Origin of the sequence: Imhoffiella purpurea (assembly GCF_000585215.1) — a bacterium.
Classification (GTDB): Bacteria; Pseudomonadota; Gammaproteobacteria; order Chromatiales; family Chromatiaceae; genus Imhoffiella; species Imhoffiella purpurea.
In genome coordinates, this window is the sequence record NZ_AONC01000004.1 from 1 (window position 1) to 11,477 (window position 11,477).

Sequence of the window (11,477 nt, forward strand, 5' to 3'; positions counted from 1 at the left end):
GGCCACCGTGCAGACGAACGAGTCGACAGCGGGCGAGCCCGAAGACAGCTGGGGCCAGGATGTTCACCTTACGTGACCTTCAAAGCCCTGGCTCGAAGGGGTCATCGCCAAGCGCGCCCAAGAGGCCGTGCAGAGATCCGGCGTCGACGCCGAGCGGGTGCTGCCCCGTGTCTTCTGCCGACTGCTCGGACTCCAGCCCAAGGGGCCGCCGACGCGCCTGCGCGAGCATCTGGATCACTGGCGGGACGACCCGGACGCGCTCGCCCTCATCCATGCCCTGGCGGGTCAGAGCGCGAGGCTCCTGGTCCCGTCCGATCGCGAGGACCGCACGGGGGCGCAGCCAGCGGTCGAGACCGTGGACGGCCTTGCGCACGGCGGCATGATCGAGGTCGCCCACGAGGCCCTCTTCAGCGCCTGGCCCGAGCTGGGCCGATGGATCGAGAGACGCCGCGAGGCCCTGCTGCGCCAGCCCCAGGTCGAGCGCGACGCCGAGCGCTGGGACGCCGAGGGGCGCCCGGACGGTCGCATCTACAAGACCGACATCATCACCGAGACCCGCGAGCTCCTCGAAAGCGCCGAGGTCTGGCAATGCCTGGCCCAGGACGCGCGGATCGCCCACTTCCTGGCGCGAGACGACGCCGACGAGCTGGCCGCCCTTGCTCGGCGCGCCTTCGACGAGCGAATGGGAGACGACGCGGATGTGCGCCGCCTGGACCTGCTGCGCACGCTTACCGCCGAAGGCCGCCGTGCGGATACGGTCCAGACACTCGGTGCGCAGATCGCGGCCGAGCAGTCGGCGCTCGCCGATTGGCTGCGGACCGGCATCGAGACGGTCATCGAGCGGTTCGGCGATGACTTGGGTGAGCCCTGGCGCTGGCGGCGCCTGCGTCTCGGCGACCTGCTCGCGGCCATCGGCGACCGGCGCGAGGGCGTCGGGCTGCGCGATGGTCTTCCGGACATCGTCTGGCAGCCGGTCCCCGAGGGCGACTTTCAATGGCAGGGCGGGGAGACGCGGAAGACCGGCGCCTACCGGATCGCGCGCTATCCGGTGACCAATGCTCAGTACCAAGCATTTACAGAGGCGGAGGACTATGGCGATAAGGAGTGGTGGCAGGAAGGCTATGTCGGCCCTGAGCCGGCTCGGTCGACATGGAATCAGCCGAATCGTCCTCGGGTCAATGTCGCATGGGTTGAAGCCCTGGCGTATTGCCGCTGGCTCACCGCCCGTTTCCATGAACGCGGCCTCATCGACCGGAACGAAGCGATCCGGCTTCCCACCGAGTACGAGTGGGAGAAGGCCGCTCGCGGCACCGATGGCCGAGCCTTCCCCTGGGGCGAGGACTATCGCGGCGGAGATGCCAACATCGACGAGACCTATGACCAGACCGGCTTGCTCTTTCTGCGCGAGACCACTGCGGTCGGACTCTATCCGCGCAACGTCTCACCCTATGATCTGATCGACTGCAGCGGCAACGTCTGGGAATGGTGCCTGAATACCTACGACGATCCGGAAAACATCGCGACAGAAGGCGAAGCCATGCGTGCGTTGCGCGGCGGCTCTTGGGACTACGATCAGGCCGGCGCGCGCGCCGCCGCCCGCTACCGCCTCGTCATCCTCTTCCGGAGCAGCTCTGTTGGCTTCCGGCTCCTCTGCTCCGTCCCCATCGATCACTGATCCCTGGGCTTCTGGCCACTGATCGCTGATCCGCTGCCCACTGAAGTCCGCTCGCCCGGCGAGCGAACCCGGCGAGCAAAGCGAGCCGCGTTTTTTACGTTGCTGATTCGGCTGGAGGCTCTACACTCAGCGTACCGTGAGAACGGTGGGGCGCCCCGGTATCGACGGCGTGCGTTGCGCGGCGGCTCTTGGAACAACGATCAAGCCAACGCGCGCGCCGCCGCCCGCAACCGCAACGACATCAACAACCGGAACAACTCTGTTGGCTTCCGGCTCCTCTGCTCCGTCCACGTCCCCCTCTGGACCCGAAGGCCGACAGGCCCGGCCGACCAAGGTTCGCCGGGTGCGGCGGGCACCGGGGGGATGGCGCGGGTGCGTCCCGTCCGCACGTCCTTATCGGCGTCGGGCGCATATCGAAGCGAGGCGCCGCCTGGGCACGAGCCCCGCGGCGCCTCACCCCCGCTCGGTCGCCGCCTGACGGATCCAGCCGCCGAGCAGCCGGCCGATCTCCGCCACCATGCGGCTGACGTGCTCGTACTGGCTGTTGGAGAGCCAGCGCCAGCGGTGGGCCAGCCGCAGGTAGAGCCGGAGCCTGTTGAGGGCCGCATCGGCATCCGCCAGCGCGGATTGGCGTGCCCGGCCGCGCCGGCTCTGCGCCGCGTACACATCCCGGTGCCAACTCCGCTGGAGTCCTTGGCCGACAGTGCGGAGTATCAGGGGGGCGTCTGGATGCTGGTCGAGATCGACCTCGGCCGCATCCGTCCCAAGTCGGTGCGGATCAATATCTCGCTGCCGGAGACGATGGTCCGCCGGATCGATTCGCACGCGAAAGCGGGGCACATGAGCCGGTCGGCATTCCTGGCTCAGGCGGCACGCGAGGCGATCGAGAGGGCAGGTCGGAAGCCATAGCAAACTCACTTGCAGCGCATTGGAATCCGAGTCCACAACACCGCAATATTTCCGCGCAATTCGACACTATCTTCTGAAATGCAAGGCATTGATCTGAAAGCGGACTGACAGCTGTGCTGGCTTGATTTGTGTGGTGGCTTTCAGAGCCATCAACCGACGAGTCCTCAAGGCCGCTTGGCGAGCCCGGTCATTCGCTCGCTCATCTCCCAGACCTGCCGATTGGCCTCCGCATCGCGCGCCTGAGCCGGTGCCTTCAAGTCTTTTCCCCGAGTCAGATAGCGGCCGCTGACGCCCTCCCACTCGGGAGAGACGGCCAGGTCGACGATCGGGCGCGCGGCCTTGTCGGGCGATGGCAGGGCCCAGCCGATGAGGATGTCCACGAGTCTCCAGAAGCGCCCCTGGGCGCCGTCCGTGCCGCCCAGATTCGAGCGGAAGATTCCGGGGAAGACGCAGTTGACGGTGACGCCGCTGCCGGCCAGTCGGCGTGCCAGCTCGAAGGTGAAGTGCAGGTTGCCGAGCTTGGATTGACCGTAGGCTTGCATGAGCCGATAGGGGCGGCGTTCCCAGTTGGGATCCGAAAGATCCATGGCGGTATCGATGCGGGTGCCGACGTTGACGATGCGCGCCGGCGCGCTCTCGGCGAGCCGCTCCAGCAGCAGATGGGTGAGCAGGAAGGGGGCCAGATGGTTCACCGCCAGGGCGCTCTCGATCCCGTCGGGGCTCGGCCGGCGGTGCGGAAAGGCGGTGCCGGCATTGTTCACCAGCAGATGGAGCCGCTCGAAGCGTTCGAGGATCTCTTCGGCCAGCCGGCGGATCGCGCCCTGATCCGCGAGGTCGGCGACGAACAGATGGATGTCCGGGGTGTCGGCGGTCGCGCGGATCTCGGCCAGGGCGGCCTCGCCGCGCGTTCGGTTCCGCACCACCATCCCGACCCGGTAGCCCTGCCGGGCCAGGGCGCCGGCGATGGCCTTGCCGAGCCCCGAGTTGGCCCCGGTGACCACCGCGGTCTTGACGGACTGGTTCATGGTCGCTCTCCCTTGTTTGGGGCCGTTCGGCGCGGTCGGGTTCGGCCGCGATAGGCGGCGATGTGACGCATGATGACCGAGAAGGGCAGTCGGTCGGGGCTGCCGAAGCGCGATCGGACCGCCGCGACGAGGGCGCTGATGTCCTCGACCGGGCCGGGATCGGCCCGGTCCGGTTCCAGGACCGACTGGATGCCGCGCAGTCCGCCGACCTGGACCCGCATCGCCAGGGCATGCGGGCGGGCGCCCTGGGGCGCGGTCGAGCGGGTCAGGAAGAGCGCCTGCCGATGCAGCAGTTCCAGCAGCTCGCTGCAGGCGCCCTGGGCCGCCTCCGAGCCGCATTGGACGCCTTCGCGCTCGGCGATGCAGAAGCGCTCGGCCAGGGTGCAGCCGGCCTGGCGCGTCAGCAGGGTCTTTTCGAAGGGACAGACGCGCTGGTTGACGGCATCGTAGGTGTCGCGGAAGGCGTCGTCGTCCATCGGGTTCTCAGCTCATGTGGTTCAGGGCGTGGGGTCGCCGCGGCCGGTGAAGCGTTGGATCATGCGGCGGTCGCGCTTCGAGGGGCGCCCGCTGGCGTCATGCTGGCCGAGCGCCATGTCGCGCCGCTCGCGCACCATCTCCTCGCGTTTCAGGCGGCTCTCCTCGTCCTCGGCATAGAGTTTCGACGCCTCGGTCGCGGAACGGCGCTGCTTGTCGACGGCGAGCACCTCGATCCGCCAGGAGAGGCTGCCCTTGTGGATCTCGATCCGGCTGCCGGGTCGCACGGAACGGCTCGGCTTGGCGCGCTGTCCATCGACCTGGATCTTGCCGCCGTTGATCGCCTCGATCGCCAGCTGACGGGTCTTGAAGAAGCGGGCCGCCCACAGCCACTTGTCGAGCCGCAGTTCCTGGGTCGGGGACGAGGCGTTCATAGACCCAGAAGCTCGTCCAGCTCGCCGCACGAATCCAGCAGGGCCATGTCGTCGTAACCGCCGACGTGATGGTCGCCGACGAAGATCTGGGGTACGGTGTGGCGATTGCTGCGCTCGACCATGGCGGCCATCTGCGCCGGGTCGTGATCGACCGGGATCTCCTCGAAGGCGATACCCTTGCGCTTGAGAAGGTTTCTGGCCCGCAAGCAATAGGGGCAGACCTGTGTCGTATAGATGGTGACCTTGGGCATGGTGTCGTTCCGCTCCGGTGACATTGAAACAGCGCGGGAGCTTCGCCGGCCCGGCCGATGTCGTCAAGCTGCCTTGAAAAGTGGTGACTCGGACCGGAAGACCAAGTCCAAGCAAGGATCGATTCATGCCGGATCGATCCGGATACCGTTTCGAGCCGGCATCCATCCTTCATTCGATTGTCTACCCGGGATTCCCATGTATCGTGACACGCCGCATGCCATTCATCTCAAGGACTACCAGCCGCCCGAGTTCCTGATCGACAGGGTCGAGCTGCATTTCGACCTGGATCCGGATCGCACCAGCGTCGAGTCCAGGCTGGAACTCAGACGCAATCCGGCCGCGACGCGCGGGGACGGCAGTCTGCGCCTGCACGGCGAGCAGCTCGAGCTGGAGACGGTGGAGATCGACGGCAATCCGCTGACCGGTTCCGAATACGTCCTGGATCCGGAGTCTCTGACCCTGCATCGGGTCCCGGACCGTTTCAGTCTCCTGACCCGGGTGCGGATCCATCCGAGCCTGAACACCGCGCTCGAGGGGCTCTACCAGTCGGGGGACATGCTCTGCACCCAGTGCGAGGCGGAGGGCTTCCGGCGCATCACCTATTTCCTCGACCGTCCGGACGTGATGGCGCGCTATACCACCACCCTGGTGGCCGACCGGGCGCGCTTTCCGGTGCTGCTCTCCAACGGCAACCTGATCGAGGAATGCCGTCTCGAGGACGGGCGGCACCTGGCGCGCTGGGAGGATCCCTTTCCCAAGCCGAGCTATCTGTTCGCGCTGATCGCGGGCGATCTGCGCGCGATCGAGGACCGCTTCACCACGGCCTCCGGGCGCGCGGTGGATCTCAAGATCTTCGTCGAGCCGCACAACCTCGACAAGTGCGACCATGCCATGCGCTCCCTGAAGAAGGCCATGCGCTGGGACGAGGAGCGCTTCGGACGCGAGTACGACCTGGACGTCTTCATGATCGTCGCCGTCAGCCACTTCAACATGGGCGCGATGGAGAACAAGGGTCTCAACGTCTTCAACGACAAATACGTGCTGGCCCGTCCGGACACGGCGACCGACGCCGATTTCGACGGCATCGAGAGCGTCATCGCCCACGAGTATTTCCATAACTGGACCGGCAACCGCATCACCTGCCGCGACTGGTTCCAGCTCAGCCTCAAGGAAGGCTTCACCGTCTATCGCGACCAGGAGTTCTCCGCCGACGTGGGCTCGCGCGGGGTCAAACGCATCGCCGACGTGCGTCTGCTGCGCGCGCATCAGTTCGCCGAGGATGCCGGGCCCATGGCACATCCGGTGCGTCCCGATTCCTATATCGAGATCAACAATTTCTACACCGCGACCGTCTACCAGAAGGGCGCCGAGGTGGTGCGGATGCAGGCCAATCTGCTGGGCCCCGATGCCTTCCGCCAGGCGACCGACCTCTATTTCGAGCGTCACGACGGCCAGGCGGTCACCACGGAGGATTTCGTGCGCTGCATGGAGGATGCGAGCGGACGCGACCTGAGCCAGTTCCGCCGCTGGTACGCCCAGGCCGGAACGCCCGAGCTGACGATGCAGGGCGACTACGATCCCGCGGCCGGCGTCTATCGTCTGAGCGTGCGTCAGTTCACCCCGCCCACGCCGGGGCAGCCCGAGAAGCGGCCCTTCCACGTGCCGCTCGCCATCGGCCTGCTGGGTGACGACGGCGAGGATTTGCCGCTGCGCCTGGAGGGCGACTCCCAGGCTCCGGCTGCGGGAACCCGCGTGCTCGAACTCAAGGCCGAGGAGGAGACCTTCCGCTTCGTCGGGCTGGATAGCCGTCCGGTGCCCTCGCTGCTGCGCGGCTTTCCGGCCCCGGTGAAGCTGCGCTTCGATTACGGCGACCGGGATCTGCTGTTCCTCATGGCCCACGACAGCGACGGGTTCAACCGCTGGGACGCCGCGCAGACGCTGATGCAGCGCCTGCTGCTGGCCCTGGTCCGGGATCCCGATCATGGCGTTCTGGACGCCTTCTTCGATGCCTTCCGCGAGGCGTTGCTGGACGCCGAGGGCGATCGGGCGCTGCTCGCCGAGGTGCTGACGCTGCCGAGCGAAGGCTATCTCGCCGATCAGATGGATCTGGTCGACGTCGACGGCATCCACCGCGCGCGAGCCGGTCTGGAGCGCGCGATCGGCGGCCGCCTGCGCGCGGATCTGCTCGCCGTCTATCGGGCCAACGCGGCCGAGGGCTGCGGCTATGTCTTCACCCCGGAGGAGGTGGGGCGGCGGGCGATCCGCAACCTGGCGCTGCACTATCTGATGCAGTCGCCGGATGACGAGACTCTGGGGCTGTGCCGGGAGCAGTTCGCCGCCGGGGACAACATGACGGACGTGATGGCGGCCCTGCGTCTGCTGGCCGACCACGGCGGCGCGGAGGGTGCCGAGGCGCTGGAGTGCTTCTACCGGCGCTGGTCCAGGGAGTCCCTGGTCGTCGACAAATGGTTCGCCGTCCAGGCCAGCAGTCCGCGCGAGGACGCCTTGGAGCAGGTCCAGCGTCTACTGAGCCATCCGGACTTCTCCCTGCGCAATCCGAACCGGGTGCGCAGTCTGGTCGGGGTCTTCAGCGTTGCCAATCAGGTGCGCTTCCATGCCGCCGACGGCGGCGGTTACCGCTTCCTGGCCGACCGCATTCTGGAGCTGGATCCGCTCAATCCGCAGATTGCCTCGCGGCTCCTCAAGTCCATGATCCGCTGGCGTCGTTTCGACCGGACGCGCCAAGCGCTGATGTGCGACGAGCTGCGCCGCATCCTGGATGCCGAGGAATTGTCCAAGGACGTCTACGAGGTCGCCTCCAAGGCGCTCGAGTCCGACTGATCGATGCGGCAGGCGGCGTGTCGCTCGCGGACATCGCCGCCTGCCGGTTTCGGGCGAACGGGCGCTCGCCGGGTCAGGCGGCCGAGCGTCTGACCGGTGTCTGATGGCGCTCGACCATCTCTTGGCAGGAGGCGCAGCGGAGTGCGTTGGGGACGTGGCGGCGGCGGCTTTCGGGGATGGGCTCGCCGCAGAGGATGCAGTATTCGCGACCGAATCCGTCGTTGGCGTGTCGCTGGATCGCGTCGATCCTCAATTGGACCTCGCGTTCCGTGTGGGCCTGGGCCATATCCAGTACATCGGCGAATTTTTCCATGCTGTTCGGACCTTTGCGTTGAGGTACGAACCCTAAGTATGTGCCTGCTCGATGATGCCTGGATGAGCGTTTGATGGCGTGCGGATGACGGTCCGGGCCGCGCAGGCGTTCGGGCGGATGGTCAGGCGCCCGTGGGGCATGACACAATTGGGGTCCGTCGGCTCTGGTGCGGACCATGCTCGGAATCCTCGATCGATACATCCTGCGCGAGGTGGCGAAGTCCTTTCTCGCCATCATCCTGGTCTTGCTGCTCATCGTGGCCAGCATGCTCTTCCTGCGCACCCTGGAGGAGGTGAACGTCGGCGCTCTGGGCGTGGGCGTGGTCTTCCAGTATTTGCGCCTGCAGCTCGTCCGCGACGCCTCGAGCCTGCTGCCGCCCGCCTTTTTCATCGCCGTTCTGGTGACCCTCAATCGGCTTTCGCACGACAGCGAGCTGATCGCCATGAATGCCGGCGGCGTCGGTCCGCCGCGTCTCTACCGCGCGCTGCTGCTGCTGGCGCTGCCCGTGGCCCTGATCACCGCCTGGTTCGCCTTGATCCTGCAGCCCTGGGCCTCGGAGGGCATCCATCAGGTGCGGCTGCAGCAGAAGGGACAGGCGGCGCAGATCGCCGGGCTGCAGGCGGCGCGCTTCTACGTCGAGGAGGGGGGGCGGCTGGTGGTCTATATCGGCGAGATCGATCGTCGCAAGTCGCTGGCCGACGTCTTCATCCTGGATCGCCGCGGCGAGCAATCGCGTCTGGTGTACAGCGAGGGTGGAGAGCATCGGATCGAGGAGGCGACCGGAGACCATCTGGTCTCGCTCAAGCGGGGACATCGCTTCGACGGGGATCCCGGATCGGGCGCCTTCCTCGTCGGCGAGTTCGCCGACTATCTCATCCGGGTGCCTGGAACCGGCGCCAGACGCCAGGCCATCTCCAAGCGCTCGACCGTGCCGACCCAGGAGCTGGTAGGGTCGGAAGACATGGGCGACCGGGTGGAACTCGAGCATCGCATCGGTGCGCCCCTGGCCATCTTCACCCTGGCGATAATGGCCATACCGCTGATCGATATCTCGCCGCGTCAGCGGACCTCGGGGAGGCTCACGCTGGCCTTTTTGGCCTATTTCTGTTTCTTCAATCTGCAGCGCCTGGCCGAGACCTGGCTGGAGTCCGGGGTGACGCCGCCCTGGCTGGGCAGCCTCTGGTATCAGCTGGCGATACTCCTGTTCGTCTATGGCGTGCTCCTGCCCGACAGCTTCTGGGTCAGGCGCACGCTGCATCGGCTGCAGGGGCGGCGCGATCGCGGGGAGGCCGCAGCAGGGGGCTGAGGCGGGGCCGAGGACGGCCGCTTCGAGCGGTGCCGAATCGGGGGGCGGGATCCCGCCTTGCGGCGTCTTACTCGGAGTCGCTCGACTCGGCCTCGGCTTCAGGAGCGGCCTTGGGTTCGGGCAGGGTGATCAGATTTTCGTCGACCAGGATCTGCTGTTTGGCGTCGCCGTTGATCCACTGCTTGTTTTTGCCCTTGACCGCGTAACGGCCGGATTTCTTCTGAAACAGGGTGTATTCGGCGGTCTTCTTGATCTGCTGCATCTCGGATTCTCGTTTCAAATCGTGGATTTAGAAGGGGTATGGCCAGCGAATGGAGGATTCACCGGCGTCGGCGGCGAGCCATGTCGTCGCGGTGCTCGAAGACATACTCCGGATCGCGCTCGATGCGGACCCGAAATTGGGTGATCAGCGCCGTCATGGCTCCGAGCGCGGCGAGCATGGGTGCCAGGAGGGTCAGGACACCGGCGACGCCGATGCCGGTCGTCAGAGAGACGTCCGCCAGGACCTTTCCGCTCGGCCGCTGGATGATGAGCCGGCGGACGTTGCCCTGCTGAATCAGATCCTTGACCTTGTCCAGCAGCGCGGAGCCGTTCACTCGGATCTCCTCCTGCAAGGGACGTTCGTCGCGATCTCGCATTCTGGTTACCTATAAGCATTTGAGCGATGACCGTCTCGTCACCGATAGGCGTTGCGTCCGAACCCGCTACGCCCGGACAGATTGCGCCCGGGGCCGGCGGGCTCGGCCGAGCGGGCAACTTTAACCGCTTTGGGAGGCCGGCGTCACCGGTGCCGTTCCTCGATCTCGCCGTCGAGATAGACCCAGCGTCCCTCATGCCGGACGAAACGGCTGCGTTCGCGCAGGCGGTGGGCGCGTCCGCCGATCTTGTAGCGGGCGACGAAGGCGACCCAGCCGGTCTCGTCGTCCGGGCCGCCCGCCTCGGTCGAGAGGATCTTCAGACCGATCCACTTCAGGTCCCTGTCGGGCGTCAGGTCGCTCGGGCGGGTATCCGGATGCCAGCTGTGGCTCAGATAGGCGATGGCATGCGTGGCGTAGGCGGTATAGCGCGAGCGCATCAGCTCCTCCGCCGTCCGAGGGCGAGCCGCACCCTCGATATGGGGTTGGCAGCACTCGGGGTAGGGGCGTCCCGAACCGCATGGGCAGGGTTCCGGCATGGTCGTGTCTCCTGGTGTTCGGGCGTGCCCGCTCAGGCGGACCAGAGCGGTCCCTCCTGCATGGCCGCGATCTGTTCCCGGAGCTGGAGGATGTGGTTCTGCCAGTAATGCTGGGTTCCGAACCAGGTGAAGGCGGCCGGGAATGCGGGGTCCTGCCAGCGGCGCGCCAGCCAGGCGGCATGGTGGATGATGCGCAGCGTGCGCAGTGCCTCGATCAGGTGCAGCTCGCGATGGTCGAGGTCGCAGAAGTCCTCGTATCCGGCCAGGACGTCGGCGAGCTGAAGGCTCATCTCCTGGCGGTCTCCGGAGAGCAGCATCCAGATGTCCTGGATCGCCGGTCCCATGCGGGCGTCGTCGAAGTCGACGAAATGCGGTCCGGCATCGGTCCAGAGCAGGTTGCCCAGATGGCAGTCGCCATGGAGCCGGATGAGCGGGACGGAGCCGGCCCTGTCGTAACAGGCGGCGACCTCCTGCAGGGCCTGATCGACCACGCTGCGGTAGGCCGGCAGCAGATCGGCGGGGATCCAATCGTGCTTGAGCAGGAAGTCGCGCGGTGTCAGCCCGAAGCTCTGCGGGTCCAGGGTCGGCCGGTGGACGAATGGCGTCACCGCGCCGATGGCATGGATGCGGCCGATGAAGCGTCCGATCCACTCCAGCACCTGCGAGTCTCCAAGCTCCGGGTGGCGGCCGCCTCGACGCTCGGTGAGCGAGAAGCGGTAGCCGCCGAACTGGTGCAGGGTCTGGCCGGTGATCGAGGAGGGTGGGACGGCCGGGATCTCGTGCTCGGCCAGGGCCAGGGCGAAGGCATGTTCCTCGAGAATGGCCGCGTCGCTCCAGCGTCCGGGCCGGTAGAACTTGGCGATGAGCGGGCTGCCGTCCTCGATGCCCACCTGGTAGACGCGGTTTTCGTAGCTGTTCAGGGCGAGCAGCCGCCCGTCGGCCATGAGGCCCAGGCTTTCCACGGCATCGAGTACCAGATCGGGTGTGAGGTCTGAATAGGGGGTCGGATTGGATGCGGTCATGGGCCGATTCTAGTCGAGCGGTCCATATCGGTTTCATGAAAAGATGGCAATG

14 protein-coding genes are annotated in these 11,477 nt (G+C 66.7%); 4 read left to right on the top strand and 10 right to left on the bottom strand.

Annotated elements, in window-relative coordinates:
- Positions 1-103: 103 nt before the first annotated feature.
- On the top strand, positions 104-1,675 hold the full coding sequence (locus tag D779_RS20855; RefSeq protein WP_332307737.1) for a formylglycine-generating enzyme family protein: 1,572 nt from the start codon (positions 104-106) through the stop codon (positions 1,673-1,675).
- Positions 1,676-2,128: 453 nt separating this feature from the next.
- Here D779_RS20855 and D779_RS22735 read toward each other — a convergent pair whose 3' ends face one another.
- A complete protein-coding gene (locus tag D779_RS22735; protein ID WP_043748474.1) occupies positions 2,129-2,341 on the bottom strand; it encodes a four helix bundle protein in 213 nt (70 codons plus the stop codon).
- A gap of 6 nt (positions 2,342-2,347) precedes the next feature.
- Between D779_RS22735 and D779_RS22740 the strand changes: the two genes are divergently transcribed.
- On the top strand, positions 2,348-2,584 hold the full coding sequence (locus D779_RS22740; protein ID WP_232424037.1) for a type II toxin-antitoxin system HicB family antitoxin: 237 nt from the start codon (positions 2,348-2,350) through the stop codon (positions 2,582-2,584).
- 164 nt (positions 2,585-2,748) lie between these two features.
- Here D779_RS22740 and D779_RS01650 read toward each other — a convergent pair whose 3' ends face one another.
- The 4 genes from D779_RS01650 to grxC are packed head-to-tail and all read right to left on the bottom strand — an operon-like array spanning position 2,749 to position 4,768.
- On the bottom strand, positions 2,749-3,609 hold the full coding sequence (locus D779_RS01650) for an SDR family NAD(P)-dependent oxidoreductase (protein WP_043748475.1): 861 nt from the start codon (positions 3,607-3,609) through the stop codon (positions 2,749-2,751).
- Complete coding sequence (locus D779_RS01655) at positions 3,606-4,085, bottom strand: hypothetical protein (protein WP_043748478.1); 480 nt, start codon at positions 4,083-4,085, stop codon at positions 3,606-3,608. The genes D779_RS01650 and D779_RS01655 overlap by 4 nt, the downstream gene beginning before the upstream one ends.
- 21 nt (positions 4,086-4,106) lie before the next feature.
- Positions 4,107-4,517 (bottom strand): RNA-binding S4 domain-containing protein, encoded by a 411-nt coding sequence (locus D779_RS01660; protein ID WP_043748484.1) that lies wholly within the window; start codon positions 4,515-4,517, stop codon positions 4,107-4,109.
- Positions 4,514-4,768, bottom strand: coding sequence for a glutaredoxin 3 (gene grxC / locus D779_RS01665; protein ID WP_043748791.1), 255 nt, complete (start codon positions 4,766-4,768; stop codon positions 4,514-4,516). The genes D779_RS01660 and grxC overlap by 4 nt, the downstream gene beginning before the upstream one ends.
- A gap of 196 nt (positions 4,769-4,964) precedes the next feature.
- On the opposite strand from grxC, the gene pepN reads away from it, so the two are divergent.
- Complete coding sequence (pepN, locus tag D779_RS01670) at positions 4,965-7,610, top strand: aminopeptidase N (RefSeq protein WP_043748488.1); 2,646 nt, start codon at positions 4,965-4,967, stop codon at positions 7,608-7,610.
- Between the two features lie 73 nt (positions 7,611-7,683).
- Here the strand turns inward: pepN and D779_RS01675 are convergent, their stop codons facing one another.
- Positions 7,684-7,923, bottom strand: a complete 240-nt coding sequence (locus D779_RS01675; protein WP_043748498.1) for a TraR/DksA C4-type zinc finger protein — start codon at positions 7,921-7,923, stop codon at positions 7,684-7,686.
- Between the two features lie 175 nt (positions 7,924-8,098).
- Here D779_RS01675 and lptF point away from each other — a divergent pair, with 175 nt between their 5' ends.
- Positions 8,099-9,229, top strand: a complete 1,131-nt coding sequence (gene lptF, locus D779_RS01680) for an LPS export ABC transporter permease LptF (RefSeq protein WP_043748500.1) — start codon at positions 8,099-8,101, stop codon at positions 9,227-9,229.
- A 67-nt stretch (positions 9,230-9,296) separates the two neighbouring features.
- Here lptF and D779_RS01685 read toward each other — a convergent pair whose 3' ends face one another.
- From D779_RS01685 to D779_RS01700, 4 genes are all read right to left on the bottom strand, one after another.
- Positions 9,297-9,491: a hypothetical protein gene (locus D779_RS01685; protein WP_043748502.1), complete on the bottom strand. Its 195-nt coding sequence runs from the start codon at positions 9,489-9,491 to the stop codon at positions 9,297-9,299.
- Between the two features lie 58 nt (positions 9,492-9,549).
- Positions 9,550-9,867, bottom strand: a complete 318-nt coding sequence (locus D779_RS01690) for a DUF4342 domain-containing protein (protein WP_043748504.1) — start codon at positions 9,865-9,867, stop codon at positions 9,550-9,552.
- A 143-nt stretch (positions 9,868-10,010) separates the two neighbouring features.
- The gene (locus tag D779_RS01695; RefSeq protein WP_043748506.1) at positions 10,011-10,403 is read right to left on the bottom strand and encodes a YchJ family protein; all 393 of its coding nucleotides are present in this window, start codon (positions 10,401-10,403) and stop codon (positions 10,011-10,013) included.
- Between the two features lie 32 nt (positions 10,404-10,435).
- Complete coding sequence (locus tag D779_RS01700) at positions 10,436-11,425, bottom strand: serine/threonine protein kinase (RefSeq protein WP_043748508.1); 990 nt, start codon at positions 11,423-11,425, stop codon at positions 10,436-10,438.
- Positions 11,426-11,477: the final 52 nt, after the last annotated feature.